Consider the following 17192-nt stretch of genomic DNA (forward strand, 5'->3'; position numbering starts at 1 on the left):
GCCTTATTATCCGGGTTGAAGAACCCGGATCTGTCAGACGATACGGAATCCAGAACCCGTTTACAGAGGAAGGTCCGATGCCGACTACGAAGGGGCCGCGAGCCGACGCGCTCCGCAACCGCCAGCGCGTGCTCGCCATTGCCGAACAGCTCTTCGCTGAAGAAGGCAAGAGCGCAGGCTTGCTCGACATTGCCGCTCGAGCAGGTGTCGGCGCCGGAACTGTCTACCGGCACTTCCCTACAAAAGAATCCCTCTACGCGGCTGTGATCTCCGCCCGGTTGGCCCAGCTACTCGACCTCGTGCCCGCTTTGCCCGACGATCCGCCAGGCACCCGCATCGTCGAGTTCTGGCGTTTGGCAGTGCGGCAGATACGCCAGAACGTCGCCCTGTGCGAACTCGTCACCGCTGTCGACCAGCACGTCGACATCGATGCTGCCGTCAGGCAGCGCTATCTCGCGACGCTCGATGAACTCGTCGACCGTGCACGCGACGCCGGTCGACTTCGCGAAGACCTGACCACGCCGGATGTCATCTCGATGCTTGCCGCCGCCGCGACTGCGGAAGCACGAAGTCACGATGCGCCGCCGGGACGCCTGGCCGACCTGATAGCCGACTCCATCTTCATGTGACTACCCCACACGCCGGTGGATTCTTCAATAACCAATTCGCCGTACGGACGCGACGGTGTGGGATCTGGCGAACTTGCACGCCGACCGGACGGCTCATGTGCGCCAAAGCTTTCGAGTACTGGCCGAGGTTCTTCTCACCGTGGGTAATTCGATCAGCGAAGCGGGTGCGTGCTCGGGCATAACATTCGCCGCATACGCGACCGGTCACACCGGACGTGACCGAGTAGAGGAGGATGCCCCATGCTTCACCGATACTGTGCAGGAAGATTCATACTTCGAGCGATCTTGCCGCTCGCGTTCGCGGTGTCGCCCCTGGCGGTGGACGTTCCTGTCGCGGCAGCGGAAGATTTCCAGATCGACACGGCTATTGAGACTACGGTCGCGCCGGTGGTTGGCAATCCGGGTGCCATGTATCGGATCCCCCCGGCACCGCTGACAAGGCCATTGCTACCGCCGTGGATAGGGCGTCCTCGAACCGATCCGCCCCATCTCTGGCACGGCTTTCCTTCACCTCAGCCGAGATGCACCGGGTCCGTTGGCAGTTGCTGACCGCGATGCGTCGCCGCTCGCAGCGCGGCGTCCTCGGTTCGGCGTTCGCCCGAAACCGCCAGTTCACGCATTTGCACTGGCGCCCGTTGTCGACCGACCGGCCCGGAGCTTGAATCCTTCGCCGGCCCAGCCAGCATGGCAAGTGAGGCGCGGTCGTTTACGCGTGTCGGCTCAAGCGACGTCGAGCTTCCGAGAGAGCTTGGCCGACTGCCCGATTCCGGATCTCTGTTGCCGAAGCGTACGACGTTCCCGTTCGGACAACCCTCCCCAAATCCCATACGGCTCGCCAACCGTCAGAGCGTATGACCGGCAAAGTTCCAGCACCTGACACGCTCGACAGATTTGCTTGGCACGCCGCACCCGAGACGAACGGGCACTTCCGCGCTCCCCGTCCGGATGAAAGAACACCGACGAATCCATACCCCGGCAGGAGCCCGATTCCTGCCATCGCTTACCTGTGAAACCCTCCCGTTCACACGCGGTTCTGCTCGACACGGTTACTCCTAGGGCGATGATCAAGCTGGGCAGCGTCGCGCCATGAGTGGTGGTGCACAGGCGCCCGGCGCTTCTATTTGAAGCTCAGAGACTCGATCTGATTGTCCAAGAATCTGAACGTCGGAGTGTCCAGCGTTGCGACCTTCTCCCCTGGCCTGACCAATTGCTTGACAAAAAGTCCGGAGGATTCACAGTTCGCGCCAACATAGACCCAGAGCTCGCGAGAGGTGTTGTTCCACCACGATGTGGCTCTGTTGCCAAACCCAGTGCTGAACTTCTGGCACTTACCCGCAGGACTCGAGGTAGGAAAAAGGAACGATGTCCCCCCATAGTTGGCGTCCTCGAACAGACAACAATACCCGGAGGGACACGTCGAACTCTTGCCTACGGATGGGCCACGATCGACTCCGAGCGACGGTACCTCCTCGGGATTCTCCTGAGGCTCAGCAAAGGCAGGCGCCAACGAGGCGCTCGATACTGCAACCACAATTGCCAACTGCCGCAGCAGCATCCATGCCAAGGTGCGCATCGCGTGCCTTTCGAGCAACTGGGAGACCATAATGGCTTCGGGTTTTTCGGCCCCGCCAGCTCGAAATGTATCGGGCAGGCGCCCGCCGAACGTTCCCATGGTTGGTGGCACCTTCGACATCGCACGCAGTACGTCCGAGGAGAGGAGGCCGCGGCGGATCGGGTACCGACTACATCATTGATCGTGGACATCCAGCGAGGGGCGGATGTACTGCAGGTCAACCCCGATCGTATGCATCACGAAGTGCCCTGATATCAAGTTTTCTCATTGTCTGCGACGCGATACCGGCCGCCAGTGTCCTTGACGGTTCACCGCACATCAGAGTAGCCAAAATGGATGGAGCCACTTGCCAATGCACTCCGAAACGGTCGGTCAGCCAACCACAAGACGCAGTCTGCCCACCCTCGCTGAGCGCGTCCCACACAAGATCAATTTCCTCTTGACTGTCAACCATCAATTGGAATGACACACCATTGGTACAGCAATCGCTTGGTCGTCCACTGACAAGAGTGACGGCACGACCCGCTAGTTCGAGATTCGCAACCAACGCCTCCCCGCCAGGTTTGCGCACGATGTCGATTATCCGCGAGCCCGGGACGACCGCCGTGTAGAACTTCGCGGCTTCGTCAATGGCGTTACCGAGACAGATGTATGTGTTGAGTGTAGCCATGACGGCTCCTGAGCAAAGGGGATTGCGGTGGTCTACCTGCCGGTCGGAACTGTGGCAATTCAGACGCTGATAGCGGTGATCTCCTCGATCATGGTGGGCCAGACCTCGCGCGGAAACGCACCGTGCCCAACATCCGGCAGCATGACGAGCCTCGAGTCCGGAACCGCATCGGCGGTGGCTCTACCACCCGACGGGCGGATCATGACATCCGCGGACCCGTGCATCACCAGGGTCGGCACGCGCAGCTTCCGAAGGGCCGCAGTGCGATTCGGCGCCGACAGCATCGCGGCTTGCTGCCGTAATTTGCCGGCCGGGTCGTACGCACGCGCGTAACTGCGGGCGCCGACCTCGTGGAGCCAGTCTGCGTCGAGTGGGTAGACCGACGGTGAGGTACCGATCATCTTGTACATCTCCACGAGTTGACGACCCGCCTCCTCGGGCGAATGCACCTGCTGCTGCAGCAATCCCGCGACTTTCACGCTCGTGCGGACGGAGGCGCGCCCGATGCGTGCCGATGGCGAGGACATGATCGAAGTCAACGAGCGCACTCGCCGCGGGCGTTCGATCGCCATCGTCTGCGCGATCATTCCGCCCATGGACCCGCCGACGACGTTCACGTTGTCCCACCCCATCGCATCGCACACCGCGAACGCGTCCGCGGCCATGTCCGTCAAGGAATAGCGCGCAGCGCGCTTGGGGCGCAGGATCATATCCACGACCTTCGGCTCACCCAGATCACTGAGGTGCGTAGAGAGCCCGGCATCCCGGTTGTCCATTCGCACGACCTGGAACCCGGACCGCGCCAACGCCCAACAGAAGTCGTCGTGCCAGGTGAGCATCTGCGCCCCCACCCCCATGAGAAGCAGTAACGGCCGTCCGTGGTCCGGTCCGATGACCTCGTAGGCAAGCGACAGCTTGCCGTGAGACGCCCTACGCATTGCCGGGGGTGTATCCATTGCTATGTCCTTCCGAGAACAGTTCACATGTGAACCGTTCTTATTAGAACATACATGTTAGGCTCGCGCATGCCCAGTTCCAGCGACTTCTACAGCGAGTTCGGCTTCTATATCCATCAGGTCGTCGCTCTCATCGACAAACGAGGCGACGCTATGTTTCGCCGCGAGCTGGGGATCAGCCTCAGTCAGTTCACCTTGCTGCGGCTCTTCGACATGGGCACCGAGGTACCTTCGCAACAACTACTGGCCGAGCGACTCGGCCTGGCGAAGAGTGCGGTCAGCAGGCAAATCGATATCGCTCGGCGCGCCGGCTGGATCCAGGTCACGGTTTCTCCGCGGTCCCGCCGACAGAACACACTCGCACTCACTCCCGAAGGACGTGAATTGCTTACCAGGGCAAAGACTCTCATCGAGCGGTCCGAGTCCGTCTGCTTCGGCGCCATTCCCACCGCCGACGTGGAAGCCACCCTCCGAACCCTCAGGGCGCTGTACACGGAAATGATCAAGTCCGACCGATGAGAATCCTGGCGATCTCGCTCACCCCGGCTCGTGTTCTTCGTCGATTCTGCCGTCGGTGAGGATGGCAATCAGGCGGTGCGGAGACTCCTCGTCCACCTGACTTCGCGCGATGCCCAACCACTTGCCGCCACGATTCCAAGCCGGGAACGAGCCGAAAAAGCCCGCGTCCACCAGCGCATCAACGACAGTCGGCAGAGGGCCGCCCACGCTGAGGACAGGGACAAACACCGCCATGTCGACAGTGATGGGCGGCCCCCACTGTCGAGTCAACGCTGCCACCAGTGCGTTGTAGTCAGCCTCGATCACGCCGATCTCGTGATCGCAGTAGCCATCGAACTCCTGCTCGTCCTCCCACTCGTGCTTCCTGAAGTCCCCCGACACCCGAAGAGCCCTGATCGTGAAGCGCTCGTTCGCACCGTGCGCGAAGACGCCATCGGACGGTTCAGCGAAGGGACGACCAAGCAGTTCCTCGATGTTGGCCAAATGTTCAGCGGTTAGCAAACTGTCAGGTGTGGGTACCGCTCGCACGTGCGTGTAGCGATCGCAATTCTCGCCGGATGGCGCGACTCCGGTGGAATCGCTCGCGGTCATGATCTGCGACGCGAGGCCCATGACCGCCTCCGTCGACAGCCTGCCCAGTAGGACCTCTATCCGGGAACGGCCCTCGCTATTTCCGGCCATCGGGTACCTCGTCTTCGTCGACGCCCTTGCCTCGAGGACACAGGGTCGCTGGATCGGCAGGTGACAAGTGTCCTACCCATGCAGGGGAGTCGCTTCGAGGCAGATCCCAAGGGTGGGAACAGCCGGCCACGCGAACGCAGAGCGTGTCGACCGACGTTGCGGCCCAATGCAATTCACGCGCGATGCGACGGACCGCTCATGTGACAGTTGTCAGTAGCCGAGTGCGTTTGCCTGGCATGGGAACGCCATATCGTTTGAAATGCGAATTCCCCCACTTCACACGTCCGAATGGAGCTTTGCGATGGACTTCTTGCCGCTGACGATCGAAGAACTGCTCAAACTGTTCTGGCACAAGGCGAGTGGATGCGAAGCACTTGCATGCGTCGAGGTAGCCCACATCCCTGATGGCCGAGTCGCCGTCCGAGACTCCAAGAATCTTGGCGGCGCACCCCTGGTCTTCACACCGGGCGAGTGGGATGCGTTCCTTGCCGGCGCTGCCAACGGAGAGTTCAACCGTCCCTGACAGCCGGGTGGGTCAATAGGCCAGCGCATCGTCGCAGACTGCTTCCGACGCCGCCACCTACTTCCTGAACGAGACGAACACAGGCTGTCTCGTTCAGGAGGTTTCGCTCGCTTCGTACGAGTACCTGGCAGCTGTCCCGGACCAGCATCCTCCCGCTCTGACTCGAAGCAGAGCGCTGTACCCGTCGGTTGCTAACTCCAGGCTGCGGGGTCGACGTTTGCGGGGTGCCCGCCACCCCGGCAATCGCTGGGCAGGGCCCGGTCGGCGTGGCGGTAACCGATAACCTTTCCGCCATCGTGCCGTCGTATAGGTATGCCCCGTGTGCCGTTCACCGGCGGAGGGAGCGCTCAGGCAATCAACAGATCGATTGCCGACCCGCCGTCTACCAGCAGGAGGAAAAATGCGATCGACCGAGGACCGTCAGTCGAGCACCGCAGTCAGCGAGGGCACCCGAGAGATCGCCGAGCGCTACGGGCGGCTGTCGACCGCCTTCGCCGCCAAGATCGAGGGCGTGGCGCCGGACGGCTGGGGCGATCCCACGCCGTGCGACGAATGGAACGTGCGTGACTTGGTAGGCCACGTGACGAGGATGTGCGCGGTGCACCTCAGCATGGTCGGCAGGCGGCTGGGGCCGGGCCCGACCGTCGAGCAGGACCCGTTGGCGGCGTTCAAGCACGCGAGCGACAGGATCGCCGACGACCTCGCAGACCCGGTGCGGTCGCAAGCCATCTTCGACGGGCGGTTCGGCCGCTGGACCTTCGCCGAGGCGATCGACCGGGCCGTCTGCAACGAGCTCGCCATCCACGGCTGGGATCTCGCCCGCGCCACCGGACAGGACGAGCGGATCGACCCGAGCGAGTTACCGAAGTTGTGGGCGTCGCTGAAGATGGTCGGCGACAAGGCGATCCGCAACCCGCGGGTGTCGGGTCCGGAGATCCCCGTTGATCCCGACGCCGACGAGCAGAACAAGCTGCTGTCCTATGTGGGTCGCAAGGTGTAGCAAGAAATCGGGCGACCCCGATAGCCGGATTTCGTGAGGGGCCCGGACTACCAGTGTCTCTCCAGCTCAGTGGAAATGCGGCGCTGCGCGTATTCCACAGAGCCTCGACGAGCCGCTCGCCAGACGAGCGATCACCCGATTGGCCACGGCAGGTGTCGGCACCAGGAAGGCAGCCGAGGTCTGCCGCGCGGGTAGACTACACACCTGCTGAAGAAGGCAGAGCGGGTTGGCACCCCGTAGCCATCGCCGCGCAAGTGCTGTCAGCGCGATCGGTGTCAGGGCGCGCTTGGTCGAAAAGACAGCGGCCGCAACGGACTCTATGGCGTCCTTGGTCACCACGAACAGGCGAAGCAGCGCGATGCGGCCGCGTACTTTCCACACGGACTGCTGCGAGCGTCGATCAGGAATACCAGACCCGGGTTGCTAGTACGTCGCCGAGCTGGTCGATCCGCCCGTGTGTGGATGGCTGATCGATAGGGACGAGCCAGGCAACCGCGAGTGCTGTGACACCGATACGACTGCTGGGCCGGGAATACTCCACCGCGACATCCATCTGATCGCCACACCTGACGGCACAATCGGTCCCGCACTGCCAAATCCCCCCATGTCGTCATCGCTTGTTCGGTGTCGGGCGGGTCGGATAACACGGTGCTGGACAGCGACTTTGTGGCCGGCGCAATCGATGCCGCGCCAACTCCCTTGGCGAACCCCAAGTCTGTCAGGCGCCCGCCGAGCATGGGCGAGTGAGATGAGTTTTCGAGCTCAATGCCGTCTTAATACATGTGTTGCCGCGACGGATCGGCACGCGACGACGAGAGGATCAAGAGCGATGACTTCAGTCGAAGTTGCTCCCAAGGCTGGGGTGCGGGAGTGGGTCGCGCTTGCGGTGCTGTGCCTACCCACCATGCTGGCCGCGGTGGATATCAACATCATGTTCTTGGCGCTGCCGAGCGTGAGTGCGGATCTGGGCGCCACTGGGGCACAGCAGCTGTGGATCATGGATATCTACGGCTTCCTGATCACCGGTTTCCTGGTCACCATGGGCACGCTGGGCGACCGGGTCGGCCGGCGGAGGGTCCTGCTCGTCGGCGCGGCGGCGTTCCTGGCCTCGTCCCTACTGGCGGCCTACTCCACCTTCACCGGGATGCTCATCGGCGCCCGCGCCCTGATGGGTATCGCCGGCGCGGCCGTCACTCCCTCGGTGCTGGCCCTGATCCGCACGATGTTCAAGGACCCCAAGCAACTCGGCGCCGCGATGGGCATCTGGGGCACCTCGCTGGTGGCCGGCATCGTGCTCGGCCCGGTCGTCGGCGGCCTATTGCTCGGCTCGTTCTGGTGGGGCTCGATCTTCCTGATCGGGGCCCCGATCATGGCACTGCTGTTGATCCTCGGGCCGTTCCTTGTGCCCGAGTCGCGCAACCCCGCGGCGGGCCGGCTCGATCTCGTCAGCGTGGCCATTTCGATGGCCGCCCTGCTGCCCCTGATCTACGGCCTCAAGGAAATCGGCCGAACCGGGTGGGAGGTTCCGCCGATCGCTTCCGTTTTGGCCGGCATCGTCTTCCTGGCACTCTTCCTGCGCCGCCAGCGGCAACTCGAGCACCCGCTGCTCGACCTCAGTCTCTTCTCCATCAAGGCGCTGTCGATCTCGGCCCTGCTAGCCCTGCTCGCCCCACTGATCTCCGGAGGCGTAATGCTGATGGTCATCCTCTACATGCAGCTGGTCAAGGGCTTGTCGCCACTGTCCGTCGGCACCTGGATGCTCGCACCATCGATCGCCCTGATCATGGCGGGCGGCGTCGCCTCCGGCGTGGTCCGCAAGGTCCGCCCGGCTTACGTGCTCGCCGTCGGCGCGCTGGTTGCCGCGATCGGCATGGGCATCATCTCGCAGGTGAGCACCACCTCGGGGTTGGGCCTGCTGATGGCCGGACTCATCGCCTCGTCGATCGGTGGCGGTGTGATCGGCATCCTGAGCGCCACCCTGATCATGACCTCGGCGCCGGAGGAGAAGGCCGGCTCGGCCGGCTCGCTCTCCGCAAGTCTGGGTGAGTTCGGCACCGCGCTCGGCGTCGCCCCCCTGCTGGGCCTCGTCGGCACCGTTGTCTACCGGCTGAGCATCGACGTGCCGAGCGGCATCACAGGCGGCGCGGCCGACGCGGCTCGCGAGAGCATCGCCGGCGCTGCGGTGACCGCCGCCGAAACCCCCGCGCCGAGCGGCCCGGCGCTGCTCAGCGCCGCGCAAGAGGCTTTCACCAGTGGGTTGAGCATTGTGGCCACGATCGCGGCCGTATTTTTCATCGGGCTCGCGGTTCTCGCCATCACTGGACTCGAGCAGGTCCTGCCGCAGGGTGAGGAGCCGACTGCTGCCGAACAGCCGGCCCCGCTGGTTTCGGCCGACGTGAGCGACTGATCCCAAGGTGACGGACTCGGGGTGCGTCACCGTGAGCGCACACAATCTTCGATCATCGAAAGCGTGCTGGCCAGAGCGGAGTTTGGTTGCATACCCGCTGGTCACCGCGTGATGAGCATCTGGCGGGCTGGTTCAGCCTGATAACATCAATCGATCTCATCGACCTCATCGACGGTTTGTCATCCGAAAGCAGGGCGCGATCCGTGAGCCGTGTCGAGCCTGGAACCTACGAGTCCGTCGACGAACAGCGCTTCGTGGCGATGGTCGACGGTCACCGCCACGAGTTGCAGGTCCACTGCTACCGCATGCTCGGGTCTTACGAGGACGCCGAGGACCTGGTGCAGGAGACTTTCCTGCGAGCATGGCGCAAGCGGGACACCTTCCAGGGCCGGTCCACCTTCCGGGCCTGGCTCCACCGCATCGCCACCAACGCCTGCCTCGACTTCCTGGCCCGCAATCCGCGCCAGCCGCGGGGGTCACAGGTGGCGGCCACATCGGGGACGTCGTCGCAGTCGCCGGACGCGGTCCCGTGGCTGCAGCCCTACCCGGACCGGATGCTCGAGCGGGCGGCACCGAGCGAGGCCGAGCCGGACGCCGCGGTCGTAGCGAAAGAGACCATCGAGCTCGCATTCCTTGTCGCCATCCAATATCTGCCGCCGAAGCAGCGAGCCGTGCTGATCCTGCGCGACGTGCTCGGGTGGCCAGCAAGCGAGACGTCCGACTTGCTCGAGGTGAGCGTGGCCTCGGTCAACAGCGCGTTGCAACGAGCCCGGGTCACGCTCAAGGAGCACCTGCCCCCTTCGCGTATCGAGTGGGCGCCCGCCGAGGACCCGACCGAGGCCGAGCGCGCCCTGCTGCACCGTTACATGTCCGCCCTGGAGCGCGCCGACACGGCCGCGATGGTCGATCTCCTGCACGAGGACGTGCGGGTCACCATGCCGATGCTCGTATCCTGTGTACCGGGGGATCCCGATCCGCTCTGGAACGGCAGAGACTCGTTCATCGCCGGTCTGGTGCAGGCGTTCGACCCCGCGTCGCCCGCCTATTTCGGGCAGTGGCGCAGCGTGTCGACGCGCGCGAACCGGCAGCCTGCGCTGGCCCACTACATCCGGCCGCCCGGCGGTAGAGCGTTTGAGGCCAAAGTCCTTGATTTGCTGCAGATCGCGGACGGCAGGATCGTGGAGATCACGTCGTTCCCGGCCGAGTTGTTCCCCGCGTTCGGCCTGCCACCGACGCTCTGAACAGGCATTTTCCCGACCGTTCGTTGCGGGCGATTGTGTCCTGAGACATCAACGCATCGATGAGTTCGACTATGTCCTCACCTACATGGTTGAGGCGCTGGCCGATCTCTCCGCCCGGGACTATCTCTCCGGCACATCCGACTCCGTAATTCACATCCCCTGTCGGATCGAACCGACGGTGTTCGTAGTGAAGGTGAGAGGGCACTACCGGGTGCCCGAAGAGAAGGGGACCGTGGCTATGAAGCTGACGACCATGACGCAGATCACCGTCGATGGCGTGATGCAGGGGAACGGCGGGACCTCCGATGAAGACCGCACAAACGGCTTCGTGCGTGGTGGGTGGGCAATGGGCGCTGGAGACGGCGACACCATGGACTACATCACCCGGACCTATCAACGAGCCGAGGGGTTTCTCTATGGGCGACGAACCTACGAGATGTTCGCGAGCTCATGGGGAACGGTCGACGCGATGCGCACGCACCCCATCGGCATCGCACTGAACAAGGCGCCGAAATATCTCGTCACCTCGACGCTCACCACACCCCCATGGCAGGACACGACCGTCCTTTCCGGCGACCTGGTCGCCGCGATCAACGAGCTCAAGGCCAAACCGGGCGGTGAACTCCAGGTACACGGCAGCCGCACCCTCATCAGGTGGCTGCTCGAACACGATCTGGTCGACGAAATGACCTTGCTGGTTGTGCCGGTCGTTCTCGGCCAGGGCGCTCGTCTCTTCCCTGACGACGGCCTCGACACCGCTCTGGAGTCGGTGCACTCGCGAACGGACTCCAAAGGGGTTTCCATCCAGGTCTACCGGCCGGTTGGACGCCCGCAGTTCGCCACCGCCTGACAACCGGTGTGGAAGTTGTTCCACCGCTTGTGCGCAGTGCCCGAGAATCTGACACCGATCCCGCGCATGACTCGGCCTTCCACTCGGCAACCGAACCACTTGGGAAACAACACGATCAGACGATGATGCCCGACTCAGGAGAAGGCCGACCTGTCGGCGGCACCTGACAGGAACGAAAGTTGCCATGGGAACCATAGCGCTGTGGATGCAGACGTCACTCGACGGCTACTCCGAAGGGTACGACGACGACGTCTACTGGCCGATCGTGGACGAAGAACTCTGCGCGCCGTTCGTGAGCCAGCTGACCGACGCCGACATGTTCCTCTACGGGCGGAAGACGTACGAGATCATGGCTTCATTCTGGCCGACAGCTGATAGGGACCCCGGCATCTCCCCGTTCTACACCGACTTCGCGCGATGCTGGAAACGCACACCCAAGCTCGTATTCTCACGAACGTTGCACAGCCCAGGCTGGGACACACGAGTAGTGACCCACGATTTGATCGACGAAGTCGCCGCGCTGAAGGCGACACCCAACCGCAAGATGATGCTGTTCGGAGGAGCCACAACCATTGCACCATTCATCGAGCACGGCCTGATCGATGAATACCGGTTGTTTGTACACCCTGTGCTGCTGGGCCGAGGCAGGAAACTGTTCCCCAGCGGATTCGACTCCTCGGCCCTGCAGCTAATGGACGTGACAACCTTCGACAGCGCGGTTGTTCAGATGCACTACAAAACACATCGTAAGGAAGCGAGCCCCTTCACCGGGCTGGACCATCGCGAGAACCACAGACGGGCCAACCAATGCAGCACACTCCCGCTGCCCCGACCCACACCACCTGATCACACCGCAGATTGGTCAGCCGTCATCTGACAGGAGATGCACACGATGCACTATTTGGTTTCCGTGATCGGCGAAGCTACCGAAGCCGACAAGCCCGCCGATCAGAATGCGATCGACGACGCCGAGCAGGCCGCGGTTGACGATTTCAATGCCGACCTAAAAACCAACGGGCACTGGGTGTTCGCCGGCGGTCTCGGGACACCCGAGTCGGCCACTGTGATCGATAACCGAGGCACTCAGGCGCTGTTCACCGACGGGCCGTTCCTCGAATCCAAGGAGTACCTGATCGGGTTCTGGGTCATCGAAGCTCGCGAACTCGATGTAGCCCTGAAGCTCGCCTGCGCAGGATCCAAAGCCTGTAACCGGAAGGTCGAGGTACGGCCGTTTCTGTGAGCAGTCGTCATGCCGATGCGGCCATCATCCGTGCCCACCGCGAAGAGTGGGCCCGGGTGATAGCCGCCCTGATCCAGCGTTTCGGCGACTTCGACATCGCCGAGGAGGCAGCAGCGGAGGCCTTCGCGACAGCCGTGCAACGGTGGCCTACCGACGGCATCCCCCCCAACCCAGGTGCCTGGCTCACTCTTACCGCTGGTCGCGAAGCAATCGATCGCATCCGACGAGAGAGCAAGCGTGAGAGCAAACAGAAGGAGTCTCGGCATTTGTTCGACAAGGAACCGCCCGAGGCATCTGGCGCTATCGAAGACGAACGGCTTCGGCTGATCTTCACCTGCTGCCACCCGGCACTGGCCATGCAGGCACGCGTCGCCCTCACCTTGCGTATGGTTGCGGGACTGACAGTTCCGGAGATCGCACGGGCCTTTCTTGTGCAGGAAAGCACCATGGGGCAGCGGATCACCCGGGCGAAAGCGAAAATCAAAGCCGCGCGGATCCCTTACCGGGTCCCGGCGGCCTCGGATCTGCCCGCGCGCGTGTCAGGTGTTCTGGCTGTCCTTTTTCTGGTCTTCAACGAGGGCTATCTCGCGACCGGGCCCGACACCGACCCCATCCGTCAGGAGCTGACCACCGAAGCTATTCGCCTCACGCGCCTGATCCGCACTCTCCTGCCCGATGACGGCGAGGTTGCCGGATTGCTGGCTCTGATGCTGCTTACCGAAGCCCGGCGTGGCGCCCGTATCTCAACCACCGGCGAACTCGTCACCATCGATGAGCAAAATCGGGCTGCCTGGGACCCCGCGCTCATTCACGAGGGTCACCAACTCGTGCGCGAGCGCCTCGCGGCCGCAATCACCGGAGCCGGCCCGGGCAGGTATCAGGTTCTCGCGGCTATCAACGCCGTGCATACTTCGGCCCGGGAGGCACGCGATACCGATTGGTCGCAGGTGGTAGCGCTTTACGATCAGCTCATCAGCCTCGATCCGTCGCCCATCGTCGCCCTCAACAGAGCCATCGCGGTCGCCGAACTCGACGGACCCGAAGTCGCTTTGGCGACCATCGACCGACTGGGCGATAGGTTGGCCGGCTATCGCATCTACCACGCCGCCCGGGCCGAACTGCTTCGACGTCTGGGGCGCACTCTGCAGGCACGCACGGCCTACGACACCGCTATCGCCATGACAGGGAACTCTGCCGAGACGGCCCACTTGACGCGTCGCCGTGCCCAACTGGGATAGCCGGTCGGACCAGACGAAGTCACGATTCAACATTCGGTGTCGAGGTGCTCACCCGAGATGTCGAAAAGAGCCACGCGTGTTCGTAGCCATCTCGAAGGCCGGCACGGGGTCGGCGGCAGACCTGGGAGGCTCCCGATGTCCGACACAGCTACCGCGTCTTCGAGAACACTCGTCGGCACCGGCCTGATCGCAGTGGCCGTCGCTGCGGCGGCCACCACTCTTGTCGCCGCGGTCGGCCGTTCCGCGGGGATCACTCTCGTGGTCGGCGAAGCACCGATCCCCCTATCCGGTTTCGCGGTATTGACCGGGATTTCCTCCACGGCTGGACTGCTGCTTTCCGCGGTGCTGAACAGAACGACAGCACACCCCCGTGGCCTGTTCGTGCGCATCACAGTCGGGCTGACTGGGCTGTCGCTGATACCCGACCTCGTAGTGCAAGCATCGGGACCCACGAAAGTGCTCCTGATGCTCACCCACATTGTCGCTGCGACGATCGTCATCCCCATGATTGCCGGTCGACTCCCCGCCTGATGCCGCGGTGGATCTGGGCCGTCCACTCGCCATCGTGAGCCACGCGACTTCCCAACGGCCGACGGCATACACCTTTTCCCGCACCAGTCACTTCAAGAAGATTGCATCGTGCGAGCGGGCGCCGCCTACCCCCGAGTGCGGGCTCGGCTCGACAGTGCGTTGTGAGCGCGGGCGAGGCGATCGACCGCGATTTTCAACGTCTGGACTTCGCAGGTGGTGAAGCACAGGCGCATGCTTCGAGCGTGGTTGGTGGCGACCGCGAATGCCGAGCCCGGAACGTACGCGACACCTGCGTCGAGAGCATGGGGAAGCAAGGCCCGGGTGTTGGTGCCGTCGGTGAACGAGGCCCACATGAACATGCCGCCCGTCGCTTCGCGTGCGAGTACCCGATCACCGAAGCGTTTCCGCACGGCGCCGGCCAAAGCCTCAGCACGCAGACCGTAGATCCTCCGCACCGCATTCAAGTGGGCGGCAAGCCATTCGGTGTCTGCGAGCAGTTCTGCGGCAATCTGGTGGGTGAGCGCCGACCCGCACAGGTCAACCCCCTGCTTGAACAGCTCCACCGCACGACATACTTTCCCCGGTGCGACCATCCAGCCAACCCGCAGCGCAGGAGCGAGGATCTTGGAAGTGCTGGACAAACGAATCACGTTGGCCGAGTAAGTAGCAGCTGGAGCAGGAGTGGGGTCCTCGAACGCGAGCTCGCCGTACGGATCGTCCTCGATGACCCAGAAGCCGTACTGATCAGCAAGACCGGCAAGATCGCGACGGCGAGCAGGACTCATGGTGACGCCGCCGGGGTTATGGAAGTTGGTGACCGTGTGCACGATCGCCGGGCGCTGTCCCTGCCCCAGCAGCTCACGCAGCACAGATATCCGCATACCCTCCCCATCGAGTGGCACAGCCACCACCCGAGCACCTGCTGCGCGAAAAACCTGCAGCGCACCGACGTACGCGGGATCCTCGACGATGACCAGCGCGCCCGGATCCACCAAAACGTCCGTCAGCAACGACAGCGCTTGCTGCGAACCGTGCGTCACAACGATTTCGCCCACCGGAACCGAGCGGCCGACACGCTCGGATTCGCGTGCCGCGAGCACCTCACGTAACGCGGTCCATCCTGGAGTCTCGGTGTACTGCAGTACTTGTCGTCGTGACAGCGCCGCGTCCGCGGCGGCGGCAATCCGATCCAGGGGCATCAACTCGGCGTCCGGCAGTCCGCCGGCCAGACTGATGACATCAGAACGAGCCGTCAGCTCGAGCAGGTCCCGAATAGCCGAACTCTGCAGCCTGTCCACGCGCGGGGACAGCGGAGGAGTCACCGCGTACATATGAGCACCTCAGGTAGACACCGACATAAGACAGGCCCCTTCGTGGACCGCAGCGTTCGCATACGGGCCGGCCCCACCGGGCAGAGACCATTGCTTCACGCCGAATGTATCGAGCAAACCGCACCCACCACTTCCCTGCCATGGAGATACCGGCGCTCGAGTCTGCCGACTTCGAGGCCGATCACGCACTGATTCGCGAGAGACTCCCACCCATGCGAAGTCGCCGCCGCGGTCGAGCAAATACCATGAGCCTCATCGGAATTGGGTTCAGTGCCGGCTCAGAAAGGGATCGGTTGGCCTCTTCGATCTCGACGCTACTCACAGATGTTGTTCAGTATTTGACGCACCTCCTGTCTCACAAGACGGCAGGGAAGCTCGAGGACGAGCATCGAAATGCTGCCCACCTCGTGAGAGATGACCTGCGCGAAATCGAGCGAGCAGATCAGCTCCACGGCGACGACATCAGGCGACACGAAACGGTGTTCACCGGGCCGAGTGGAACCGGCCATGCGCCACCCTCATCCCAGACGCATCCGATCCATCCCTCGAATCCACCCGTGCATCCCGCAAACGACCACTTGGCCGGGAAAGGCGATGGGGTGGCGCTCGCGATCGTCGCCGGGACGACCGAGCTAGGATTGCGTACCCCCGGACAACGCGCACTCGAAGCAAGCCTGGTGATCGACAGGCCGCTTCTGGAAGTAGCGGTGATCGCGCGACAGCCCAGCCCCGAATTGCTGTTCTCCAAAGAAGAATGGGCAGGTTACCTCGCTGCACGAATATTCACCCGGAAACATACCGACACAGACCTGACAGTGCCCTTCATGACCGAAGTACACCAAAATCTCTCTCGGTTCTCCAAACCTGGTCTGGGTGGAGAATTTGTGAATCAGACAGACATGCGCAGTTGCGCGCAATGGACTGCACTGACCAAACAGCAGGTGGATGTGCTGCAAGCCAACCCCTACGTAAACTACCTTCCACCGGGATCGGTGAACACAAATTTTCCCCATGCGATAATATAATATCGCACTATCTCACCGGAAAACGCACGCACGGAACTTCAGTCATTGTGCGAATGGTACAACTCAGAAAAAGGCGAGCCGGGTGCTGATCCATATAGACTGGCAGCCGAGCTTCAGCAGCGCTTCACGTCGATTCATCCATGGAATGACTACAACGGCCGCTGCTCTCGACTGCTGATGAATTGGTCGCTGAAGCGGCACGGTCTGCCCCCGAGCGCACCGAACGACTTCAACAACGACTTGTTCTCGACCCCCAAACAATGGACCGAGGAGTTAGGGCCGGCAGCGAGCTATTTCGCGAACGCTCAGACCGACTCGCGGGGCTGGGAGACGCTGCTGACCCGGTCACGGTATTCGGCCTGGAGGAGGAGCATTACCTCTACACTGAGCTCGGATGGCCTTCAGCGCCCTTCACACCCGGCGCAGGACACAACATCTCAGAACTTCGCCTCGATATGGATTTTCTACGTGGCGGCCCCGCATAGCCTGACCCTCCGTGATGAAACTCCCGCGAGTCCAGTGCTGGATCCTGCTACCGGAGTTCGTCCTCGGGTAAGCGTGGACTGGCCACACTCTGCGGCATGGGAACGCTTGCCGTAGTACGGGACCTATGGTGGGACCATTCGGAGGAGCCGGCCAGCCCGGTTAGCAGGTGGATCTCAGCCCGCCACGACTGGGAAGAAGTCGGCCGAGGTCGTTCCGACTTTTGAGTACAGTTGTGAACGAAACACGTTCGCTATCATTAGGTTTCAAATTTCAATTCGATCTTCGCAAATGG

General features: G+C 62.9%; 19 protein-coding genes. 13 read left to right on the plus strand and 6 right to left on the minus strand.

Annotated elements, in window-relative coordinates; all coding sequences use genetic code 11:
• Nucleotides 1-77 precede the first annotated feature (77 nt).
• A complete protein-coding gene (locus tag ACFVBH_RS26735) occupies nucleotides 78-629 on the plus strand; it encodes a helix-turn-helix domain-containing protein (RefSeq protein ID WP_354987183.1) in 552 nt (183 codons plus the stop codon).
• A 720-nt stretch (nucleotides 630-1349) separates the two neighbouring features.
• Here the strand turns inward: ACFVBH_RS26735 and ACFVBH_RS26740 are convergent.
• From ACFVBH_RS26740 to ACFVBH_RS26755, 4 genes are all read right to left on the minus strand, one after another.
• Nucleotides 1350-1673 (minus strand): WhiB family transcriptional regulator, encoded by a 324-nt coding sequence (locus ACFVBH_RS26740; RefSeq protein ID WP_379005586.1) that lies wholly within the window; start codon nucleotides 1671-1673, stop codon nucleotides 1350-1352.
• Nucleotides 1674-1746: 73 nt separating this feature from the next.
• On the minus strand, nucleotides 1747-2301 hold the full coding sequence (locus ACFVBH_RS26745) for a peptidase inhibitor family I36 protein (protein WP_379005588.1): 555 nt from the start codon (nucleotides 2299-2301) through the stop codon (nucleotides 1747-1749).
• Between the two features lie 118 nt (nucleotides 2302-2419).
• Nucleotides 2420-2872, minus strand: coding sequence for a VOC family protein (locus ACFVBH_RS26750; protein ID WP_379005590.1), 453 nt, complete (start codon nucleotides 2870-2872; stop codon nucleotides 2420-2422).
• A gap of 59 nt (nucleotides 2873-2931) precedes the next feature.
• Nucleotides 2932-3828: an alpha/beta fold hydrolase gene (locus ACFVBH_RS26755; protein ID WP_379005592.1), complete on the minus strand. Its 897-nt coding sequence runs from the start codon at nucleotides 3826-3828 to the stop codon at nucleotides 2932-2934.
• A gap of 69 nt (nucleotides 3829-3897) precedes the next feature.
• Between ACFVBH_RS26755 and ACFVBH_RS26760 the strand changes: the two genes are divergently transcribed.
• A complete protein-coding gene (locus tag ACFVBH_RS26760) occupies nucleotides 3898-4347 on the plus strand; it encodes a MarR family winged helix-turn-helix transcriptional regulator (protein WP_379005594.1) in 450 nt (149 codons plus the stop codon).
• A gap of 18 nt (nucleotides 4348-4365) precedes the next feature.
• On the opposite strand, the gene ACFVBH_RS26765 is transcribed toward ACFVBH_RS26760, so the two are convergent.
• Nucleotides 4366-4959, minus strand: coding sequence for a hypothetical protein (locus ACFVBH_RS26765; RefSeq protein WP_379005596.1), 594 nt, complete (start codon nucleotides 4957-4959; stop codon nucleotides 4366-4368).
• Between the two features lie 370 nt (nucleotides 4960-5329).
• On the opposite strand from ACFVBH_RS26765, the gene ACFVBH_RS26770 reads away from it, so the two are divergent.
• From ACFVBH_RS26770 to ACFVBH_RS26810, 9 genes are all read left to right on the plus strand, one after another.
• The gene (locus ACFVBH_RS26770; protein WP_354987189.1) at nucleotides 5330-5551 is read left to right on the plus strand and encodes a DUF397 domain-containing protein; all 222 of its coding nucleotides are present in this window, start codon (nucleotides 5330-5332) and stop codon (nucleotides 5549-5551) included.
• 400 nt (nucleotides 5552-5951) lie between these two features.
• Entirely contained in the window at nucleotides 5952-6551 is a 600-nt protein-coding gene (locus ACFVBH_RS26775) for a TIGR03086 family metal-binding protein (RefSeq protein ID WP_379005599.1), read from the plus strand.
• A gap of 829 nt (nucleotides 6552-7380) precedes the next feature.
• Complete coding sequence (locus tag ACFVBH_RS26780; RefSeq protein WP_379005601.1) at nucleotides 7381-8958, plus strand: MFS transporter; 1578 nt, start codon at nucleotides 7381-7383, stop codon at nucleotides 8956-8958.
• An 86-nt stretch (nucleotides 8959-9044) separates the two neighbouring features.
• Nucleotides 9045-10199: a sigma-70 family RNA polymerase sigma factor gene (locus ACFVBH_RS26785; RefSeq protein WP_379005603.1), complete on the plus strand. Its 1155-nt coding sequence runs from the start codon at nucleotides 9045-9047 to the stop codon at nucleotides 10197-10199.
• An 85-nt stretch (nucleotides 10200-10284) separates the two neighbouring features.
• Nucleotides 10285-11049 carry a dihydrofolate reductase family protein gene (locus tag ACFVBH_RS26790; RefSeq protein ID WP_379005605.1) on the plus strand — a complete coding sequence of 255 codons (765 nt, stop codon included), beginning with the start codon at nucleotides 10285-10287 and terminating at the stop codon, nucleotides 11047-11049.
• Nucleotides 11050-11233: 184 nt separating this feature from the next.
• Nucleotides 11234-11926, plus strand: a complete 693-nt coding sequence (locus ACFVBH_RS26795) for a dihydrofolate reductase family protein (protein ID WP_379005607.1) — start codon at nucleotides 11234-11236, stop codon at nucleotides 11924-11926.
• 15 nt (nucleotides 11927-11941) lie between these two features.
• Nucleotides 11942-12289 (plus strand): YciI family protein, encoded by a 348-nt coding sequence (locus tag ACFVBH_RS26800; protein ID WP_379005609.1) that lies wholly within the window; start codon nucleotides 11942-11944, stop codon nucleotides 12287-12289.
• Nucleotides 12286-13527, plus strand: a complete 1242-nt coding sequence (locus tag ACFVBH_RS26805; protein ID WP_379005611.1) for an RNA polymerase sigma factor — start codon at nucleotides 12286-12288, stop codon at nucleotides 13525-13527. Before ACFVBH_RS26800 ends, ACFVBH_RS26805 begins: the two co-directional genes overlap by 4 nt.
• 135 nt (nucleotides 13528-13662) lie before the next feature.
• On the plus strand, nucleotides 13663-14058 hold the full coding sequence (locus ACFVBH_RS26810) for a DUF6069 family protein (RefSeq protein WP_379005613.1): 396 nt from the start codon (nucleotides 13663-13665) through the stop codon (nucleotides 14056-14058).
• Between the two features lie 125 nt (nucleotides 14059-14183).
• On the opposite strand, the gene ACFVBH_RS26815 is transcribed toward ACFVBH_RS26810, so the two are convergent.
• Nucleotides 14184-15389 (minus strand): PLP-dependent aminotransferase family protein, encoded by a 1206-nt coding sequence (locus ACFVBH_RS26815; protein WP_379005615.1) that lies wholly within the window; start codon nucleotides 15387-15389, stop codon nucleotides 14184-14186.
• Between the two features lie 245 nt (nucleotides 15390-15634).
• On the opposite strand from ACFVBH_RS26815, the gene ACFVBH_RS26820 reads away from it, so the two are divergent.
• Nucleotides 15635-16414 carry a hypothetical protein gene (locus ACFVBH_RS26820; RefSeq protein WP_379005617.1) on the plus strand — a complete coding sequence of 260 codons (780 nt, stop codon included), beginning with the start codon at nucleotides 15635-15637 and terminating at the stop codon, nucleotides 16412-16414.
• Between the two features lie 9 nt (nucleotides 16415-16423).
• The gene (locus tag ACFVBH_RS26825) at nucleotides 16424-17014 is read left to right on the plus strand and encodes a Fic family protein (protein ID WP_379005900.1); all 591 of its coding nucleotides are present in this window, start codon (nucleotides 16424-16426) and stop codon (nucleotides 17012-17014) included.
• The last annotated feature ends 178 nt before the right edge of the window (nucleotides 17015-17192 follow it).

Source organism: Nocardia sp. NPDC057668 (assembly GCF_042799795.1).
Taxonomy (GTDB): Bacteria; Actinomycetota; Actinomycetes; order Mycobacteriales; family Mycobacteriaceae; genus Nocardia.